The organism is Embleya scabrispora DSM 41855 (assembly GCF_000372745.1).
Classification (GTDB): domain Bacteria; phylum Actinomycetota; class Actinomycetes; order Streptomycetales; family Streptomycetaceae; genus Embleya; species Embleya scabrispora.
In genome coordinates, this window is record NZ_KB889681.1 from 1 (window position 1) to 17,998 (window position 17,998).

General features: G+C 69.2%; 18 protein-coding genes. 11 read left to right on the forward strand and 7 right to left on the reverse strand.

All coding sequences use genetic code 11. The annotated features are described in order from the left end of the window. A partial coding sequence (efeU, locus tag A3IC_RS0129525) for an iron uptake transporter permease EfeU (protein ID WP_020553683.1) occupies positions 1–798 on the reverse strand: 798 nt, incomplete at its 3' end. Positions 799–1,072: 274 nt separating this feature from the next. Between efeU and A3IC_RS0129530 the strand changes: the two genes are divergently transcribed. The 3 genes from A3IC_RS0129530 (at position 1,073) to A3IC_RS0129540 (ending at position 5,661) form a co-directional block, all read left to right on the forward strand. Further along, on the forward strand, positions 1,073–1,276 hold the full coding sequence (locus A3IC_RS0129530; RefSeq protein WP_020553684.1) for a hypothetical protein: 204 nt from the start codon (positions 1,073–1,075) through the stop codon (positions 1,274–1,276). A gap of 160 nt (positions 1,277–1,436) precedes the next feature. After that, a complete protein-coding gene (locus tag A3IC_RS0129535) occupies positions 1,437–1,976 on the forward strand; it encodes a GNAT family N-acetyltransferase (RefSeq protein WP_020553685.1) in 540 nt (179 codons plus the stop codon). A 313-nt stretch (positions 1,977–2,289) separates the two neighbouring features. Further along, entirely contained in the window at positions 2,290–5,661 is a 3,372-nt protein-coding gene (locus tag A3IC_RS0129540; protein WP_020553686.1) for a serine hydrolase, read from the forward strand. Between the two features lie 197 nt (positions 5,662–5,858). Here the strand turns inward: A3IC_RS0129540 and A3IC_RS0129545 are convergent, their stop codons facing one another. The 3 genes from A3IC_RS0129545 to A3IC_RS0129555 all read right to left on the reverse strand — a co-directional run bounded on the left by A3IC_RS0129545 (position 5,859) and on the right by A3IC_RS0129555 (position 8,207). Then, complete coding sequence (locus A3IC_RS0129545) at positions 5,859–7,073, reverse strand: MAB_1171c family putative transporter (RefSeq protein ID WP_020553687.1); 1,215 nt, start codon at positions 7,071–7,073, stop codon at positions 5,859–5,861. Continuing rightward, the gene (locus A3IC_RS0129550; RefSeq protein ID WP_020553688.1) at positions 7,073–7,597 is read right to left on the reverse strand and encodes a hypothetical protein; all 525 of its coding nucleotides are present in this window, start codon (positions 7,595–7,597) and stop codon (positions 7,073–7,075) included. Before A3IC_RS0129550 ends, A3IC_RS0129545 begins: the two co-directional genes overlap by 1 nt. Positions 7,598–7,682: 85 nt before the next feature. Then, complete coding sequence (locus A3IC_RS0129555; RefSeq protein WP_020553689.1) at positions 7,683–8,207, reverse strand: hypothetical protein; 525 nt, start codon at positions 8,205–8,207, stop codon at positions 7,683–7,685. Positions 8,208–8,491: 284 nt separating this feature from the next. Here A3IC_RS0129555 and A3IC_RS68995 point away from each other — a divergent pair, with 284 nt between their 5' ends. The 5 genes from A3IC_RS68995 (at position 8,492) to A3IC_RS0129580 (ending at position 14,696) form a co-directional block, all read left to right on the forward strand. Beyond that, positions 8,492–8,680: a hypothetical protein gene (locus A3IC_RS68995; protein WP_205353780.1), complete on the forward strand. Its 189-nt coding sequence runs from the start codon at positions 8,492–8,494 to the stop codon at positions 8,678–8,680. A gap of 154 nt (positions 8,681–8,834) precedes the next feature. Next, complete coding sequence (locus A3IC_RS62825) at positions 8,835–9,710, forward strand: hypothetical protein (RefSeq protein WP_052173869.1); 876 nt, start codon at positions 8,835–8,837, stop codon at positions 9,708–9,710. A gap of 68 nt (positions 9,711–9,778) precedes the next feature. Next, positions 9,779–11,437, forward strand: coding sequence for a DUF8189 domain-containing protein (locus A3IC_RS0129570; RefSeq protein WP_020553691.1), 1,659 nt, complete (start codon positions 9,779–9,781; stop codon positions 11,435–11,437). Between the two features lie 221 nt (positions 11,438–11,658). Continuing rightward, complete coding sequence (locus A3IC_RS0129575; protein ID WP_020553692.1) at positions 11,659–13,014, forward strand: M20/M25/M40 family metallo-hydrolase; 1,356 nt, start codon at positions 11,659–11,661, stop codon at positions 13,012–13,014. Between the two features lie 143 nt (positions 13,015–13,157). Continuing rightward, positions 13,158–14,696, forward strand: coding sequence for a YfcC family protein (locus A3IC_RS0129580; protein WP_020553693.1), 1,539 nt, complete (start codon positions 13,158–13,160; stop codon positions 14,694–14,696). Between the two features lie 715 nt (positions 14,697–15,411). Here the strand turns inward: A3IC_RS0129580 and A3IC_RS71455 are convergent. Both A3IC_RS71455 and A3IC_RS65400 read right to left on the reverse strand, forming a co-directional pair. Next, a complete protein-coding gene (locus A3IC_RS71455; protein ID WP_245599648.1) occupies positions 15,412–15,537 on the reverse strand; it encodes a DUF397 domain-containing protein in 126 nt (41 codons plus the stop codon). Next, positions 15,491–16,438 (reverse strand): helix-turn-helix domain-containing protein, encoded by a 948-nt coding sequence (locus A3IC_RS65400; protein WP_079026765.1) that lies wholly within the window; start codon positions 16,436–16,438, stop codon positions 15,491–15,493. The genes A3IC_RS71455 and A3IC_RS65400 overlap by 47 nt, the downstream gene beginning before the upstream one ends. Before the next feature lie 118 nt (positions 16,439–16,556). On the opposite strand from A3IC_RS65400, the gene A3IC_RS0129595 reads away from it, so the two are divergent. From A3IC_RS0129595 to A3IC_RS0129605, 3 genes are all read left to right on the forward strand, one after another. Next, complete coding sequence (locus A3IC_RS0129595) at positions 16,557–16,826, forward strand: hypothetical protein (protein ID WP_020553696.1); 270 nt, start codon at positions 16,557–16,559, stop codon at positions 16,824–16,826. Continuing rightward, the gene (locus A3IC_RS0129600; RefSeq protein ID WP_020553697.1) at positions 16,810–17,010 is read left to right on the forward strand and encodes a hypothetical protein; all 201 of its coding nucleotides are present in this window, start codon (positions 16,810–16,812) and stop codon (positions 17,008–17,010) included. The genes A3IC_RS0129595 and A3IC_RS0129600 overlap by 17 nt, the downstream gene beginning before the upstream one ends. An 80-nt stretch (positions 17,011–17,090) precedes the next feature. Continuing rightward, positions 17,091–17,384, forward strand: coding sequence for a hypothetical protein (locus A3IC_RS0129605; protein WP_020553698.1), 294 nt, complete (start codon positions 17,091–17,093; stop codon positions 17,382–17,384). 215 nt (positions 17,385–17,599) lie between these two features. Here the strand turns inward: A3IC_RS0129605 and A3IC_RS57265 are convergent, their stop codons facing one another. Further along, the gene (locus A3IC_RS57265) at positions 17,600–17,995 is read right to left on the reverse strand and encodes a hypothetical protein (protein ID WP_040877369.1); all 396 of its coding nucleotides are present in this window, start codon (positions 17,993–17,995) and stop codon (positions 17,600–17,602) included. Positions 17,996–17,998: the final 3 nt, after the last annotated feature.

The following is a 17,998-nucleotide window of genomic DNA, read 5'->3' on the forward strand; positions in this document are numbered from 1 at the left end:
GCCCTTGGGGAGCAGGAAGAACAGGGCCATGACCGGGACGAGGTAGAGCAGCCAGACGGTGACCTGGAGGACCGTGGGGTCGGGTTGGAAGTTGAGGATGCCCTTGAGCAGGGTGCCGTACCAGCTGTCCGGGGGGATGGTGTCGCTGATGTCGAAGGCGCGGTCGGTCAGGCCCGGGAGGAAGTCGGCCTCCTGGAGGTCGTGGACGCCGTAGGCGAGTACGCCGGCGGCGACGACGACCAGGCCGGCGCCGGTCCACAGGAAGAATTTGGCCAGGTTGATCCGGACGGCGCCGGCGTAGAAGAGGTAGCCCAGGACGACGGCGGTGGCCAGGCCGAGGGCGACGCCGATCATCGGGTCGGTGTTCTCGCCGGTGGAGCGGGCGGTGCCCCACACGATCACCGCGGTCTCCAGGCCCTCGCGGCCCACCGACAGGAACGCGGTCAGCACCAGCGCGCCGGTGCCCATCGCCAGCGCCTGGTCCAACCGACCCTGGAGCTGCGCCTTCAACGCGTGCGAGGTCCGCCGCATCCAGAAGATCATCCAGGTGACCAACACCACGGCGAGCACCGACAGCGAGCCGCCGAACAGCTCCTTCTGCTCGAAGGTCATCTCGGCCGAGGTCAGTTCCAGGCCGGCCTCCAGGCCGACGCTCACCGCGATGGCGCCGCCGATCCCGAGCCAGACGGCGGGCAACGCGTCCCGGCGCTCGCTCTTGACGAGATAGGCGATCAGGATGCTGACCACGAGGGCCGCCTCCAGGCCCTCGCGCAGACCTATCAGGTAGTTGGCGAACACAGGTGACCCCGCTCAGGAATTCGAACAAATCTCGGATTTAGGCGAGCCTCACCAAAGCACTCGTCCGGACGGGCCGTCAACATGGCGTGCGTCATGCCCCGATACGGCGGACCGGCGCGTTTCGCTTCCCGCGACACGGGCCACGCGGTGAGGCGAGACGGAGGCTTTCGAAGCACCCGTCTGGCAAGCCGAGCATCGGTGTTGTTATGGATATGTCGCACATTCGTGATCATTCGGCGGCAGTGTGGGGCGTCTGGGCGGGCAGCGGGTCGACATGACGCAGCACGATCCATCCCGAAAGTCGGGTGCCGACGAATTGGCCGCCCTGGTGTGGCAGGCCCGTCGGTGGAGCGAGTCGGCGCCGGATGCGGCGCCCGGGCCGCCGTTGCCCGACCGGTCCGGGCGTTCCTTCCGCGCCCGGGTGCGTCGCCTGGTGGCCAACCGCCCCGAACCGGACCCGCCGCGCGCCGATTCGTGACGAGGCGAGCCGCGATCGGCGCACCGACGGCGTGCGCGGTCGGCGGCACGAGTACTGTCGGTCGCCTTGACGTATCGCACCCATCGCGTCTCCGGAGCACCGGCTTCGCCTGCCGCCGCCCGGTGCCGGTGACGGTGCCGACGACGGACGGAGTCGGTTCATGAGCGGCGACCAGCTGTCATTGCGGCCGGTGGCGGAAGCGGACATATCCGTTCTCGAACGGTTCCTGATCGATCCCGAGGCGGTCGGACCGTTCGCCTGGTACGGCTGGTCGGATCCGGGCGGTTGGCGTCGCCAATGGGCGGAGAACGGCCTGATCGGCGACGACCGGGGGCTGTTGCTGGTGGTCCGCGGCAGCGAGGTGCCGGGCTTCGTGGCCTGGCGCAAGATCGCCACCTCGCGCACCGCGTACTGCTGGAACGTCGGGATCAACCTGTTTCCCGAGGCGCGCGGCCAAGGGATCGGCACCCGGGCCCAACTCCTGCTGGTGCGCTACCTGTTCGCACACACCCAGGTGGCCCGGATCGAGGCCGGTACCGAGCTGGACAACCTCGCCGAACAACGCGCCCTGGAAAAGGTCGGCTTCACCCGCGAGGGCGTGGCACGTGCCTACACCTTCCGCGACGGTCGGTGGCGCGACGTGGTGTTCTACAGCATGCTGCGCGACGAGCTCGCACCGGCGACCGAGGAATTCGTGTAACGCGGCTCGCGCGCCGCCCGTCTACCCGCCGGCCCCGGCCCGCGCTTGGTGGGATGGCACCGAAAGCGCGGTCGTCCTTGGTCCGTGCCCACGAAGTCCACCGCGTTCGCGCCCGGCTAGCGTCGGGGCTGCGCCGCGAAACACTTCGACACCACCGACGAGCGCCGACATCCTCCCTTGCGGTCACCCCGCGCCACGGGAGGGTCGGTTTCGGCGTCGATCGGAGACTCGCCGCCCCGGCTCTCGCCGGGCGTTCCCGGTACCGGACGACCGGGGCGGCGACCGGGACGGGCCGACCAGGATGGAGCAAGCCATGACACGACGTCTGCGTCTGGACGACCTGAACGCGATCACGGTGCCGACCGAGCCGGCCGTGTCGCCCGACGGCACCCGGGTGGTCTACACCCTGGTCGGCGTCGACGCGGCGAAGGACCGCAACGTGCGCTCGCTGTGGTGGGTTCCGACCTCGGGCGGCGAGCCGCAGCGGCTCACCGAAGGCCCCTCGGACAGCACCGCGGTGTGGTCGCCGGACGGGACCCGGGTGGCGTTCCTGCGCGCCGTCGACGGCCCGCCGCAACTGTGGGTGCTGCCGATCGAGGGCGGCGACGCGCGTCAGGTGACCCGCCTGCCGATGGGCGCCGGCCGCGCGCTGTGGAGCCCCGACGGCACCCGCTTGGCGTTCGGCGCCGTGATCGACACGTACGCGACGGCGGACGAGGACGAGTCCGCCCGGGCCGCCCGGGCGAAGGCGCCGTTGGTCATCGACCGCGTGGACTACCAGGTGGACGGCGCGGGCATGCTGGGCAGCCTGCGCCGGCACGTGCACGTGGTGGACGTGGCCTCCGGCGAGGTCACCCGGGTGACCGAGGGCGCCTGGCACGCGAGCGACCCGGCCTGGTCACCGGACGGGACGCGGCTGGCCTACGCCGCCGGCCCGGACGCGGACGCGGACCTGACCATGCGCTCGGCGGCATACGTCGTCGACCTCGCCACCCCCGCCGCGCCCGCCGAACGGGTCGGCTCGGCGGACGGCATGGCCGGTTGGGTGGACTGGACCCCGGACGGCCGGTCGCTGCTGGTGCTGGGCGCCGAGTACACCAGCGCCGCGCATAACCGGGTGTTGCGGGTGCCGCTCGCCGGCGGCTCCACCGTCGACCTGACCGGAGCCCTGGACCGCAACGTGATGCCGGGCGGCTCCGGCTACCCGGGTGGCCTGCCGCAGCCGACGTCCGACGGCCGCGAACTCCTGTTCTGCCTCCGCGAGGCCGGTAACACCCACCTGTACGCACTCGACCTCGAAAGCGGCGACGCGCGCCTGGTGGTCGGCGACACCGGACGGTCCGTCTCGGGCCTGTCCGTCTCCCGCAGCTCCGGCGCCGTCGCGATCGTGCTGACGACCACCACCTCGTACGGCGAGATCGCCGTGATCGACCCGGCCGACGGCACCGAGCGGGTGCTCACCGGGCACGGCACGCAGGCCCTGCCGGACGTGGAGCTGTTCACCCCGATCGACCGCCGGTTCACCACCTCCGACGGAACCGTGGTGCACGGACGGCTGCTGCGCGACCCGCAGGTGACCGGCCCCACCCCGCTGCTGCTGGACATCCACGGCGGACCGCACAACGCGTGGACCGGTACGGCCGACTCGGTGCACCTCTACCACCAGGAACTGGCCGCCCGCGGCTGGACGATCCTGACCCTCAACCCCCGGGCCAGCGACGGCTACGGCGAGGACTTCTACGCCGCCACGGTCGGCAACTGGGGCACGATGGACGCTCCGGACTTCCTGGAGCCGCTGGACGAACTGGTCGCCGAGGGCATCGCCGACGCGCAGCGGCTGGCCGTCACCGGCTACAGCTACGGCGGCTACATGACCTGCTACCTCACCAGCCGCGACCAGCGCTTCGCGGCGGCCGTCGCGGGCGGCGTGGTCAGCGACCTGAACAGCCTGGCCGGCACCTCCGACATGGGCTCCTACATGGGCTGGGCCGAGTTCGGCGGCACCCCGTGGGACGACGTCGACCTGTACGCGCGATCGAACCCGTTCACCAAGGTCGGCGACGTGCGCACACCCACGCTGCTCCTACAGGGCGCCGCCGACGTGCGGTGTCCGCTCGGCCAGGCCCAGCAGTGGTTCGGCGCGCTGCGCGAACGTGACGTGCCCGCCCGGATGGTGCTCTACCCCGACGGGTCGCACCTGTTCATCCTCGACGGCCCGCCCTCGCACCGGCTGGACTGGAACCGCCGGATCGTCGACTGGGTCGAGCAGTACGCCGGATCCGCCGGCCGCACCCGACCCGCCCCGCTGGACGCCGCGCACTGGCAGCGCCGGCTGTCCACGTTGGCCGAGCGTCACCGGATCCCCGGGGCGACGCTGGGCATCCTGCGCCTGGACGAGCACGCGTCGGACGACCTGGTCGAGGCCGCGTACGGCGTGCTCAATCTGAACACCGGGGTCCCGGTGACCACGGACTCGGTGTTCCAGATCGGCTCGATCAGCAAGGTGTGGACCACGACGCTGGTCATGCAACTGGTCGAGGACGGTCTGCTGGACCTGGACCAGCCGCTGAGCGAGGTTCTGCCCGAACTGCGGCTGTCCGACCCGGAGCTCGCCAAGCAGATCACCATGCGCCACCTGCTCACCCACACGAGCGGCATCGAGGGCGACCGGTTCATCGACACCGGGCGCGGCGACGACTGTCTGGCCAAGTACGTGGCGACGCTGGAGGACGCGGCGCAGGTGTTCCCGCCCGGCGGTGCCTGGTCGTACTGCAACTCCGGCTTCAACCTGGCCGGACGGGTGATCGAACACCTCACCGGCAAGACCTGGGACCAGGTGCTGCGCGAGCGGCTGAGCGGGCCGCTGGGCCTGGAGCGCACCATCACGCTGCCCGAGGAGGCCCTGCTGTTGCGCGCGGCGGTGGGCCACGTGTCCCAGGACGGCGGCGACCCGCAGGTCGCGCCGGTGTGGATGTTGCCCCGCTCGGCCGGACCCGCCGGCCTGATCGGTTCCACCTCGGCGGAGCTGTTGCGGTTCGCCCGACTGCACCTGGCCGACGGCGCGACCGCCGACGGGAGCCGACTCCTGGGTGCCGAACATGCCCTCGCGATGCGCGAGAAGCACGTCGACATGCCCGACCTCGCGGCCATGGACGCGTCGTGGGGACTGGGCTGGCACCGCTACGCGTGGGACGGCCACGAGGTGGTCGGCCACGACGGCGGCACCATCGGACAGTACGCGTTCCTCCGGGTTCTGCCCGAACAGGGCCTGGCGGTGGCGCTGTTGACCAACGGCGGAGACGCACCGGAGCTGTACGAGGACCTGTTCCGGGAGATCTTCGCCGAGGTCGCGCAGGTCGCGCTGCCCGCCCCGTTCGCGCCGCCCGCGCAACCTCCGGCCGTCGACCCGGAGCGCTACGTCGGCGTGTACGAACGCGCCATGCAGCGCTTCGAGGTGCGGGTCGGCGCCGAGGGCGAGGGCTTGGTGCTGCGGATCGAACTGACCGGGGAAATAGCGGAAAGCCTGCCGGACGCGGTGCGGGAATTGCCGCTGGTCGCGGTCGCCGAGGACGTGTTCGCGATGCGGGAGCCCGGATCGGTGATCTGGCGCCCGGTGAGCTTCGGAACCTTCGAGGGGGGCGGACGCTACCTGTTCAGCGGCCAGGTCACCCCGCGGGTGAACTGACACCCGCTCCCACCCACCCCGCCTCCGTCGCGGAGGCGGGCCCGATCACCGCGTTCCCCCCGTGACGCGGTGCCGGCCGGTCCCTCGTCTCGACCCCCGTGCGAGACGGGGGACCGTCTTTTCGTGGTGCGACGCCTTCGCGCGGCGCCGGCTGACCGCCCCGGTCGGCGCATGCGGCGCGGAGGCTCGGGCGGTGCTCAGACCGCGTGCGGGTCGGCGCCGGCGGGGACCGGTGACCCGGCGTCGTCGATCCGTCGATAGTGGTCGGCCACCCGGAGCAGCCAGGCGATCTCCTCCCGGGGGGTACCGCCGCCGGCGGTGCGGCTGAGCGCGGGCGGCATCTTCGGAACCGGGGTGCCCTCGGACTTGGCCCGGGCCACCGCGTGCAGCCAGATCGCCTCGACCTGCGCGCGTTGCCGGTCGTCCCCGGGTTGCCGGTCGGTCGGTCCGGCAAGGGTGGTCTCGTTCGAGGCGAAGGGGGCATCGTCGCGCAGCGCGAGGGTGGCGTCGCGGATCTCGAACGCGCGATGTGCCACGTCGAGCGTCCGGTCGCCGAGGGTGAACAGATCACGGACCCGGCCGACGGGCGTGCCGAACACCACGTGCGGCACGGTGTCGACCAGGTCGGACCAGAGCGGGTACAACTTCCACATCGCGTGTTGATCGCGGAAGTAGCGCAAGACGGTGCGGGTGGGCGGGATCGACAGCCCGAGCACGATCAGGATCATGGCCAGTGCCGGCAGGAGTTCGGAGACCGGGTCGAACAGGGGGACCGGCTTGCCGGCCTCGTCCATCTCGGTGGCGTCGCCCATCACCGCCACATAGCCGACTCGGTAGAGGGCGTAGGCGAACCCGGTCGCGGTGCCCGCGGCGAGGAACCGGATGCCGGTGCGGAGCAGACCCGCGGGAACATTGCGCCGGTTCGACCAGAACAGCCTGGCCGACACGGCCGTGGAGGTGGCCAGGAAGAGGTAGAAGACCGCGAGATAGAGCTGCACGGCCGGATCGCCGTAGTGCGCGTCGATCCCGGTGGAGCCGCGATGATCGTGCGGCAGGAAGAAGACGAACAGCACCGTCATGACCACGGCGGCCACCGTGGTGACGGCGTAACGCAGTCGGGGGTGGCCCACCCGCCCACCGGGCCGACCGTGGATGGCGTAGACGAAGTTCACCATGAAGCACGTCGCCGTCAGCGCGGCGAGATGCTTGATCAGCTGCGTCACGTCGATTACGCCGGTCAGCGACTCCAGGCGCCGGGCGACGAAGGCCGGCCGCATGCTCAGCGCGACGGCGACGGCCGCCGATGTGGCCCACAGCGCCCTGGAGGCGGGCGTACCTCGGACCGAGGGGGCGCGCCAGAGCACGACGATCCAGAGCAGGATCGGTATCAGCATCACGAACAGGGCGCGCATCAGTTCCTTCTCCAACGTCGGCGTGTGCGGACCGGGTGGACCAGGCTGTCGGCCAGCCGCCGGGACGCGGGCGTGCTCGGGGCATCCGTTCCGGTCAGGTCCGCGAGCAACAGCGCGATCATCTCCGCCTCCTGCTCCTGGACGGTGGTGTAGCTCGTGCGCCCCGAACCCATCGCGTGCGCCACGAACTCCGGGGCCAAGTCGGGCAACAGCGCGGTCAGATGGGTCAGTTCCAGGACGCCGGTGTGTTCGCACAGGACGTGGCCGAGTTCGTGCAGTTTGATCAGGTCCTGGTGGGCGGGGCTGGTGTGTTGTTCGTAGAAGACCACGTCGACACTGGGCAGGGCGATCCACAGCCCGCACGGGACGTCGGCGCCGAGCACCGGCAGCGGCTCCAGCACGATCGGCCTGCCCCGATGCTGCTCCAGCAGCGCCCGGAACGCCTCGACGGTGAACGGGGAGGGAAGCGTCAGCCGGGCGAGGATGTCCTCACAGCGTTTGCGTAGGCCCCGGGGTAGTGGCATGGCGGTTCGGGCTGTCCTTTGGCGATGACTCGGGACGAGGTACGGCATCGTCGGGGCGCGGTGGTCGGGCGGTGTGCTCCGGGGATCAGCCCTCGCCCGTGGGACCCGCTTTCCGCTCGGACGAGGCGTCCTCCTCCAGTGCCTTGAGTCGGTCCGCGAGGGCGGCCAGCATGTGCAGGCTGCCGTCGGACAACCCCGAGGCCCGCTGAACCAGGCCGACGACCTCGGCGTTGCCCAGTGCCTGACGCAGGCCGCCGATGTCGTCGAGCCGGTCGAACTGGGCGTTGACGGACTCGGTTTGCGCGTTGTCCAGGAAGTAGCGCGCGCCCTCGCGGATGCCGAAGCCGCGACCCAGCCAGTCGAGGGTGTCCACAGTGGGGTTCGGCGGCTGTCCCTTCTGGGTCACGCCGAGGTGCAGGTTGCGGACGGTGTCCTTGGAGATGACGTCACGGCCGGCGAGCGCGTTGATCCGGTCGGCGAGTTCGCGATAGGTCGGCGCGCGGCCGGCCGACTTGGTCGCCTCGCGTGCGATGAGACCGTCCAGCTTGTCGGCGATCTCGCGCGCGTGACCAACGGGGCGACGTGCGTCGCCCTCGGACCCCGCAACCATGTCTACCGCCTCCCGTCACGTCCCCATACGTTAGCGCGACATACCAAATGGGCGATTTAAATCGCCGTCACGGCATCGGCTTCCCGGGGCTCGACGCAATCCCTTCCGAGTTGCCCGGGAATGTCTGCCGATGGGCCGACGACCTGCGTTGTAGCGGAATTTGTTACTCCGTCAGAAGATCTACGACAAGTCTTCCAAGCCCTTGGATTACCGCCTCGATTCACCTAGCCTGACGGTGTTGGCGATTTTAATCGCCAGCGCCGAGGAGCTTGCTCGGCCGGGGGATGTACGTCAGCCAGGGGGCTGCTGTGCCGAACGTCTATCGAGCCACCGAGCACGCCGAGCCTCGCGAGTGTGTCGAGCACCGCGAGCACGACGACCACGCCGAGTCCGCCGACCACGCCGGGTTCGCCGCAGCGCGACTCCTGTGCGGTGACGCCGATCGTCTTCCGGTCGCCACCTTCGCGGCCTGATTCCGCACCGCCCGTACCAGGCGCGAGGCGCTTGTCTCGCGCACCGGTCGACGAGCGGTCACCTTCTGCCGTCCCGGCCACCGTGTCGGCGTCCAACGCCGTGCCGACCGGGGATTCGGGCCGTCCGAACCCACACCCGACCAGGAGTACAGCCATGTTCCGTCCGCTTCCACCGAGCCGATCGACCGCGATCCAGGCGACCCTTCTTGCCGCCGTTTGTGCCCTGGCCGTCGGCTGTGCGAAGTCCTCCCACAAGGCGAACTCCGCGCCGCAGAAACCGACTTCCGCCAAGGAGCGGACGCTCGACCCGATCCGACCGACACCCGCCGGACCCACCGAGCCCGCATCGGCCGCACCCGCTGTCGGCCCCACGCCGAGCACGCCGACCTCGCCGGACGGCGCGAACCCGCCTTCCGGCCCGGCCGATGTGCCGCCCCCCAGGGCCGGCGGCGGATCCGGACCGGCGCCGGTCACCGCGGCCCTGCGACCCGAGTCCCTCGTCCGGCTGCCCGGCCAGGCATCCTTCGGCTGGACCCCGGACGGTCCGCCGAGCACCCGCGAGGTGAACGCCGGGCCGATCGCGATCAACGAGTGCGCGACCGTGGCCGGAGCCGCGAACTGGCAGCAGCAGGGTTACACCAACGCGGCCGAAAGCGCTGCCGGCCAACAGATCTTCACCTTCCGCAGCGAGGCGGAGGCCGAGGCCGCCTATCAGCGGGTGGTCGCCGATCTGACCCGCTGTCAGGACGTGTCCCGGTCGGTGCAAGCCACGGCCCGCGTCGCCGTCGACGCCGTGGTCACCCGAACCGCGACCATCGACGCGGGCACGGCCTGGTCCCGGCACTGGACCGGCGCGGGCGGTATGGCAGCGGACGGCGAACAGACCAACCACCTCTACGTCGTCAAGCGCGGCCCGGCCCTGACGCTCATGCAGTTCGACGAGCGCGCCGACCGGCCGATGCCCACCTACGACACCGGCAACGACCCCACGACTCTCGGCGCGTTGGCGACCCAGGCCGCCGAGCGCTGAGCACTTCCGGACTCTTCCGGAGCGCTTTTTCCGCCTCCCGAACCACCCTGTCGATCAAGAGAGAGATCATGCCTCGAAACCGAACGCTCAGCCGCGGGCTGAGCATCGTCATCGCCACCGGCGTGGCCGTCACCATCCTCGGCGCCCAACCCGCCCTGGCCGACAGCATCCAGGCCGACGGCGCGTCCGTCACCTCCACCGGGTCCCTCGGTAACGGCGCCGCGCCCGGCGGTACCGTGACCCGTGGTCAGACCCTGGCCCGGGCCCAGGACTGGGTCGACGCGCGCGTACCTTACAGCACGAACGGCCTCCAATCGCCCTACAGTTGGTGGCGCGACGACGCCACCGGCGGCCGTTATCGGCAGGACTGCTCGGGCTTCGTCTCGATGGCCTGGCAGTTGTCGTACAGCCGCACGACCTACGACCTGCCCGATGTCGCAACCCAGATATCCAAATGGGACCTGCAGCCCGGCGACATCCTCAACAGCAACCCGCATGTGATCCTCTTCGCGGGCTGGAACAACAAGGCTGCCGGCACCTTCTCCTACTACCAGGAGAGCAGCCGCTCGCGACCGACGAACTACGAGAGCGGCAGCCTGAACGCATCCACCCTGGCCGGGCACCCCACCAGTACCTACAGCGCGTACCGGTACAACAAGATCGCCGACGACGCCCCCGACCCCGGGCCGGCGATTGCGACGGCGTCGCGGGCGAGTGCGTACAACCCGTCGACGCAGACGTCGGAGATCTTCGCGGTCGGTGCGGACGGGTCGATGCTGCACGACTCGAACACGGCGGGTGCGGGTTGGTCGGGGTGGACGACGTTGGGTCCGGGTGCCAAGTTCAAGGGTGCTCCGGTGGCCGCGTTCAACCCCTCCACCAATGCGATGGAGTTGTTCGCGTTGGGGACGGACAACGCGGTGTGGCACGCGTATTACTTCCAGGGCGGCTGGTCGGACTGGTCGGTGATGGGTGCGACCTCGAAGTTCGCGGAGACGCCGACGGCGGTCTTCAACCCCGCGACGAGCGCGTTCGAGCTGTTTGGTCGTGGCACGGACAACTCGATATGGCATGCGTACAACCAGAACGGCACCGGCTGGTCCGACTGGTCCGTGATGAATGCCTCCGCCAAGTTCAAGGGTGCGCCGACGGCGGCGTACAACCCGGATACGCAGGCGTTGGAGTTGTTCGCGCTGGGGACGGACAACGCGGTCTACCACGCGTATTTCCAAAGCGCCACGGGTTGGTCGGAATGGTCGTCGATGAACGTCGGCTTCAAGTTCAAGGGCACGCCGTCGGTGGCGTACAACCCGGCGACTCATGCGTTGGAGTTGTTCGCGTTGGGCACGGACGGCAGCGTGTGGCACAACTACATTCAGAACGGGACGGCCTGGGAGGGCTGGTCGGTGATGGATGCGGGGTCGAAGTTCACGGCGATTCCCACGGCGGTGTTCAATCCGGATACCCAGGCGATGGAGTTGTTCGGGTTGGGGACGGACAACGCGGTGTGGCACAACGTGTTCCAGGAGTCGACCGGTTGGGTCGGGTGGAGCGTGATGGGGTTGGACTTCAAGTTCAAGACGGCGCCCGCGGCGGTATTCGACACCGGTACGAACAGCCTGGAGTTGTTCGACCTCGGGACTGACAACACGATCTGGCACGCGACCTATCACGCCGGGTGGAGTTCGTGGACCCAACTCGGGGCCGGACCCTACGCGATCCTCTGATCCTCTCGGCACGGTTGCGTCCGCCGCGCGAACTCGTGCGACCCGGATGAGCATCGGGTTGTCCCCGATGTGAGCCTTCACCCGATCGGCCCTCCACCCGGTGCGGCCGGTCGGGTGAAGGCGCGTGGCGTCGCGCGGCGGATAATCCGGTATGGACTGATTCGGGGCAACATGGGGCGCGCGACGCGATCGGCGTACCGTACCCGGCGCGGTGAGGGAGCATGGCGATGGATGAGCTGACCACGCGGGTCGACGGCATGCTCGACAGCCTCTGCGAGGACCTGCGGCGGCTCACCCGGATCCCCTCGATCGCGTTTCCCGGCTATCCGCCCGAGCCGGTGCGGCAGGCCCACGACCTGCTGGTCGAGCTGTTGCGCGAGGCCGGTGTGCGGGACGTCGCCGCACTGCGGCTGCCGGACACCGCGCCGGTGATCACCGGCCACATCCCACCGCCGCACCCGGATGCGCCGACCGTGCTGCTGTACGGGCACTACGACGTACAGCCCGCCGGCGACGAGTCGTTGTGGTCGACGCGGCCGTTCGAGCCGACCGATGTCGACGGTGCGATCCACGGACGTGGGACGGCCGACGACAAGTCGAACCTGATCGTGCACCTGGGCGCGCTGCGTGCCTTCGACGGGCGGCCCCCGGTGGGGATCCGGATCGTATTCGAGGGACAGGAGGAGTACGGCAGCGAGTTCGACGACTACCCGCAGGAGCATCCTGACGAGTTCGCGTGCGACGCGATGGTGATCGCCGACATGGGCAACATCCGCCCGGGTACCGGCACGCTGACGGTGGCGCTGCGCGGGGTGGTCGAGGTGATCGTCGAGGTGCACACCCTCGAAGAGGCCAAGCACAGCGGCAACTTCGGCGGCGCGGCACCCGACGCGCTGTTGGTCCTGCTGCACGCCCTGGCCGCGCTGCACGACGCGAACGGTGACGTGGCCGTGCCGGGTCTGCGCCGCGAGCAGTGGTCGGGCGGCGGCTGGAACGAGGAGGAGTTCCGCCGGCTGGCCGGGATCCGCGAGGGCATGCCGCTGATCGGTACCGGAAATCTGGGCTCGCGCCTGTGGTCGGGGCCGGCGATCACGGTCACCGGCCTGGACGCGCCCTCGGTCGAACGGGCCGCGTCCGCCGTGGTGCCGGCCGCCCGCGCGAAGCTGAACATGCGCTGCCACCCGGCCCAGGACCCGGTGCAGGCGCAGCGTCTGCTGATCGAATTCCTGGTCGGGCTACGGCCGTTCGGGGTGCCACTGCGAGTGACCCAGGCCGGCGCTCCGGGGTCGGGGTTCGCGGCGGCCACCGACGGGGTAGCCTATCGGGCCGCGCACGAGGCGCTGCGCACGGCGTGGGGCGCGGAGCCGGTACACGCGGCCGCGGGCGGATCGATTCCCTTGGTCAACAGCCTGGTGGCGGCGCAACCGAACGCGGAGATCCTGCTGTTTGGGGCGCAGGACAGCATGTGCAACCTGCATGGGCCCAACGAGCGGGTGTTGGTGAGCGAACTGCGCGACGCGGTGGTGGCGGAGGCCGTGTTCTTCGCGGCGTACGCGGACCGTTTCGGGGGCGATTAGCGCCTTCGGCGAACGCCGTGCCGGGCACGAGCGTTCGCTGCGGGATCGACGGGCGCCGCGGATGTCCGTAGACGCGGGCGGTGCGCGATCCGGCGGCCCGCCCACCCACCCCGGATTCATCAGTCAGCCGCAAGGAGCAGCGCGTGAGCACCGACCAGGCGTCGACCCGGACCGAGGACGAAGCGCCGCCGCCCAAGCGCGGCTTCCGCTTTCCGAGCGCGCTGACGGTGCTGGCGATCGTGACCATCGCGGTGTGGGCCCTGACGTTCGCGATTCCGGCCGGCGAGTACCGGCTCGACGAGGACGGCAAGCCGGTCGCGGGGACCTACCACCAGACCGAGTCGCCGGAGGACTTCGTCCAGCGGCTCAACGACCTGTTCCTGTCGCCGGTCAACGGCCTGTACGGGCTCAAGGACGCGCAGAGCGGGCAGGTCGCGCCGGACAACACGGGCGATCTGTACGGCAGCGCGGCGGTGTTCCTGTTCGTGCTGGCCATCGGGGCGTTCATCACCGTGGTGTTCGCCACCGGCGCGCTGGACCGCGGCATCGCCCGCCTCGCGCATCGGTTGCGAACGCGTGGGGCGGTGCTGATCGTGGCGATCATGACCGTGTTCGCCATCCTTGGCTCGGTCGAGGGTTTCGCCGAGGAGACGCTCGGGTTCTACGGCCTGGTCGTGCCGTTGATGCTGGCGCTGGGCTACGACCGGATGGTGGCCACCGGCACCATCATCCTGGGCGCGGGTGTGGGGGTGTTGTGCTCGACGGTCAACCCGTTCGCGACCGGTGTCGCCTCCTCGGCGGCGGACATCTCGTTGGGTGACGGCATCGTGTTGCGGTTGCTGATGCTGATCGTATTGACCACGGTGACCATCCTGTATGTGGTGCGGTATGCCCATCGGGTCAAGGCCGATCCGTCCCGTTCGCTGGTGGGTTTCCTGCCGGGGGACCGCGAAAAGGCGGAAGCGGCGGCCACCGGCGGCGAGCCGCCGCCGTTGACGCGCATCCATCGGATCGTGTTGGTCGTGGTGACCATCACCTTCGTGTTCATGATCTTCGCGATCATTCCGTGGGCCCAGGTGCTCAGCGGTGACGCCGACGCCGATCCGTACGACTGGGAACTGGGCTGGTCATTCCCCGAGTTGGCGGCGATGTTCATCCTGGCGGCGGTGATCGTCGGGGTATTGGCCCGGCTGGGGGAGAAGAAGCTCGCGGAGACGATCATTCAGGGCGCGGCCGACTTCATCTCGCCGGCGCTGATCATCATGCTGGCCCGCGGGGTCACCGTCATCATGAACAACACCCAGGTCACCGACACGGTCCTGCACTCGATGGAGGGCGCGGTCTCGGACGCCTCCTCGGCGCTGTTCGGCATCCTGATCTTCGTGGTGAACCTGCCCTTGGCCTTCCTGATCCCCTCGACCTCGGGGCATGCGACGCTGGCCATGCCGATTCTGGCGCCACTGGCCGACTTCGCCGACGTGCCACGCTCGTTGGTGGTGACCGCGTGGCAGTCGGCGTCCGGGTGGATGAACCTGTGGGTGCCGACGACGGCGGTCATCATGGGCGGCGTGTCCCTGGCCAAGGTCGGCTACAACCAGTACCTCCGCTTCGCGGCACCCCTGCTGGCCATCCTGTTCGTTCTGATCTGCGCCTTCGTCGCGCTGGGCTCGGGCTTGTCCTGACCCGACGGCGACGGCGACGGCAGCGGACTCGGCTCCCGACGAGGCGGCCGGGTGAGGGCCCGTGTGCCGTTTCCCGTAGCACGGGCCAGGTGCCGCAGCCAGTGGCATTCGTAGCGCGGCCAGTGGCTTTTCGGAGCGGGGATGGGCAACTTTGGCGGGCTTACTCCTGCGCTCGGTCGTTGCGATCGTTGACTCGATCCGGCGCACCCCGCGTTGGACTGCCCTGCACGGGCACTCGTTCAACCTCGATAAGGGGACCGACTCCTCATGAGAACCCGTCGAATTGCCACCTCCTTGGCACTTGCCGCCGCATCGGCACCCTTGCTCGTCCTGGCCGTCGGAACTCCGGCGAGCGCCCTGGATTCGCCCTTGCTCAAGACAAAGTGCGACGCGCAATGGAATGCCACCTATTGGGCTGTCGGCGCTCCTCTCGCCAAGACCAGGTACTACCAGTGCATGCATGGGGACATGCAGGTGAACAGCTTTCCGTCCGTTCCCGAGCTGACTCCCGTGACCATCGACCCCATTGGGGGAACTCCCGTCGTCATTCGGCCCTTTCGTCCGTAGGTTCCCGTCGCCGGGCAACATCCCCGGCTGACCGGCCTCCGAACATCGCCCTGCGGGTCCCGAACCCGGACACCCGCAGGGCGACAGGCAGTCGCGCCAGTCCTATTACAGGAGGCAGAGCCGGCCGGACCCATGGCGGACTGGTGGCTCAGGTGCGCAGCGACGCGGTGAGAGCGGTCCATGCGGTTGCGCTGATTATGAGATGGCCCACGTTGGGGTCCTTGCTGTCACGGACGGGGACGGGGACGGTGCCGGGGGCGTGCCCGACTTCCACGCACTGACCGCCTTCCGAGTTGCTGTGACTGGACTTTCGCCAGGCGCAGGGCTTGGGCAGAGCTTGGGAAGCGTGCACGGTCTAGGCCCTCCATAGCTTCTCGGATCATGTCCATGGACATCCCTACCGGTAGGGCTCGTGCCCGTTGGCGATCGTAGGTTACGGCGTACTGCCCGACTTCGCCCGGATCCTCGATCAGACGCCCGACGTCCGCTCCTTCGGTGTAGGCGACTTCGCGCTTGTCGTGCGTCGTGAGCACTGTCAACGAGCCGCCCATCCCTTCATGTTCGGCCTCCTCGAACGGGAGAATCTGCACGCTGATGCGGTCGTTGTGCTCAGTGGCCAGTAGGTGAGCCAGTTGATGTCTCATGGTGTCCGGCCCACCGATCGGTCGACGAATGACAGCTTCGTCGAGGACTACCCAGAGATATGGTGCGTCCGGACCATTGAGTCTTTCCTGCCGACCCAATCGGCTGAGAACGCGTTCTTCGAGATGAGCCTCGTCCCGAAGTGAGCGACCCATCCGCAACACCGCCCGTGCGTAGTCCTCCGTCTGGAGTAGGCCAGGCACGACTTGGACTAGGTACATGCGCATTTCGCGTGCAGAGCTTTCGAGATCCATGAAGGGCTGCGACCACGCAGGAAACGTTCGGCTGGTGACGTGCTTCCACAGTTCGGCGAGAAGTCCACCCGTTTTGAGCGTGGCATCCAAAGCTTTTGCGTTCGCCAGTGTCGGAGGGTGCCCGGTTCCTCGCTCGATCTGGTTCAACCGGGTGGCGCTCAGGCCATACATGGTGCGCCCGAGTTCGGCCTGACGGTATCCGGCGGCCTCTCGGAGCGTTGCGACCATGCGCCCGAACAGTTCTACGACTGACGCGTAGTCCTGGGCCTCGTCGTTCATACATCCCCCCTTTACGGCGGGTCTCGTAAACGCTAGCGGCTATCGCAGCCTAGGCGCCCGGTCGATGCTTGTTCACAGAGTGGCCGAATGAGTACTGACGGCAACCGAGAGGACAGGTATGCCTACCCCCGAGAGCTACCCCAGCGACCCCCGCGACTGGACCACGGACCACGTGGCCCGCTTCTGGAAGGCCAACGGCAAACGCACGGTTCGCTGCGAACTGTCGGGGCGCATCGGCACGTTCGCGGCCGTCATCAACCTTCAGGCGTTCGTCCGACTCCCGGGCGGCACCGAGTTCCGGACGCGCTGCGCGAACCTCCGGGTGTTGGAGGACGAGGCCGCAGCGCCCGTACCCGCCTCGGAGAGCAGCGATGTACCGCGAGGGTGACTGGGTCGAACCGGCCGACGAGGCCGTGCGCCGGGTGCGTCACCCCGGGCAGATTCTGATGGCGCAACCCCTCCCCGACGGGCAGCAGACGCTCACGGTGCAGCCCCCGGGCGGCCGGGTCGCCTGGGCCATGCCGTCCGACAGCGTTCGCCCGGCCGAGCGGCCGACCCGGCCCACCCCCTGAACCGCCGCACCGCGGTCACTGGCCTGGCTGTGGTGCGGCACCACCCCTCCCGCGCACAAGACGGAATCGGAGGTACGTCGATGGGCGCCGGCGACACACTCGGTCGGGTCGGTAGCAAGGTGAAGCACAAGGACGAGCGTCTGCGAAAGACGCATCCCCCCGGGCTGATCGAGCACATCGACGCGGACACCGACCAGGTTCGCGTCCAGCCCTTCGACCCGGCCCGCCCCGCGTGGACCGCCGAACTCGCGCTCCTGGAACCGGACGATGCCATTTGGTATCCGGGTGACGGGGAACGACCGGCCGACTCCATGGCGTTTCCCATTCCCCCGGGCGCACGAGCCCCGCGCGAGTACGGGTGCTATCGCCTTTGAGTACCGGCGACGGATGCCTCCAACCTCGCACGTGGGGCTGGAGGCATTCTCGCGGTTTGCGTCAGATGATCTGAACCACCGTGATCACCAGCTCGCTTGCCGTGATTTGATAGACCACGAACACTGATCCGCACGTTGCTTCGCGCCTGTCCTTGCTGTATGTGGCGCTGGAGCCGGACCCGTATGGGTCCTGAGCGATGCGCGCGATCCCGCTGTCAAGGTCGCGCCGCTGAGCCGGACTCAGGTCGCGGCGGGCCTGCTCGCAATCGTGACTCCACCGTACGGAGTACGTCATCGCGGTCCTCCCCCATGATTATGCGTGCTTCGGCTTCCTCGTGGATCTCTTGCACCCAGTCGTGGACGCGCTCCACGGCTTCTTGCATGTCGGTGGTGGATCGTGACCACCGGACCATCGTTGCGAGCATGTCTCGCGCCGGGGTGTTCTCGATCGCCTTCATGAAGTCTCCGCGCTGGTCTTCGGGCAGGGACTCACGGATGCCCGCGATCGTCGCCGGGATGACGTACCACCGGCCCTCGAGCCGCGTTACGAACAGCCGGCCGCCCTCGTCGTCGGGCTTCTCGGAACCAGGCTTCTCGGTGTGCTCGTCCATAGG

Bases quoted from the DNA above. Each gene is read 5' to 3' on its own strand.
- A3IC_RS0129545 (WP_020553687.1), bottom strand. From the start codon at position 7,073: ATGCGCGCCCTGTTCGTGATGCTGATACCGATCCTGCTCTGGATCGTC.
- A3IC_RS0129575 (WP_020553692.1), top strand. From the start codon at position 11,659: ATGGCGATGGATGAGCTGACCACGCGGGTCGACGGCATGCTCGACAGC.
- A3IC_RS0129570 (WP_020553691.1), top strand. From the start codon at position 9,779: ATGCCTCGAAACCGAACGCTCAGCCGCGGGCTGAGCATCGTCATCGCC.
- A3IC_RS68995 (WP_205353780.1), top strand. From the start codon at position 8,492: ATGTACGTCAGCCAGGGGGCTGCTGTGCCGAACGTCTATCGAGCCACC.
- A3IC_RS0129605 (WP_020553698.1), top strand. From the start codon at position 17,091: ATGGGCGCCGGCGACACACTCGGTCGGGTCGGTAGCAAGGTGAAGCAC.
- A3IC_RS0129535 (WP_020553685.1), top strand. From the start codon at position 1,437: ATGAGCGGCGACCAGCTGTCATTGCGGCCGGTGGCGGAAGCGGACATA.
- A3IC_RS62825 (WP_052173869.1), top strand. From the start codon at position 8,835: ATGTTCCGTCCGCTTCCACCGAGCCGATCGACCGCGATCCAGGCGACC.
- A3IC_RS0129540 (WP_020553686.1), top strand. From the start codon at position 2,290: ATGACACGACGTCTGCGTCTGGACGACCTGAACGCGATCACGGTGCCG.
- A3IC_RS57265 (WP_040877369.1), bottom strand. From the start codon at position 17,995: ATGGACGAGCACACCGAGAAGCCTGGTTCCGAGAAGCCCGACGACGAG.
- A3IC_RS0129530 (WP_020553684.1), top strand. From the start codon at position 1,073: ATGACGCAGCACGATCCATCCCGAAAGTCGGGTGCCGACGAATTGGCC.
- A3IC_RS0129550 (WP_020553688.1), bottom strand. From the start codon at position 7,597: ATGCCACTACCCCGGGGCCTACGCAAACGCTGTGAGGACATCCTCGCC.
- A3IC_RS0129600 (WP_020553697.1), top strand. From the start codon at position 16,810: ATGTACCGCGAGGGTGACTGGGTCGAACCGGCCGACGAGGCCGTGCGC.
- A3IC_RS0129555 (WP_020553689.1), bottom strand. From the start codon at position 8,207: ATGGTTGCGGGGTCCGAGGGCGACGCACGTCGCCCCGTTGGTCACGCG.
- A3IC_RS0129595 (WP_020553696.1), top strand. From the start codon at position 16,557: ATGCCTACCCCCGAGAGCTACCCCAGCGACCCCCGCGACTGGACCACG.
- A3IC_RS65400 (WP_079026765.1), bottom strand. From the start codon at position 16,438: ATGAACGACGAGGCCCAGGACTACGCGTCAGTCGTAGAACTGTTCGGG.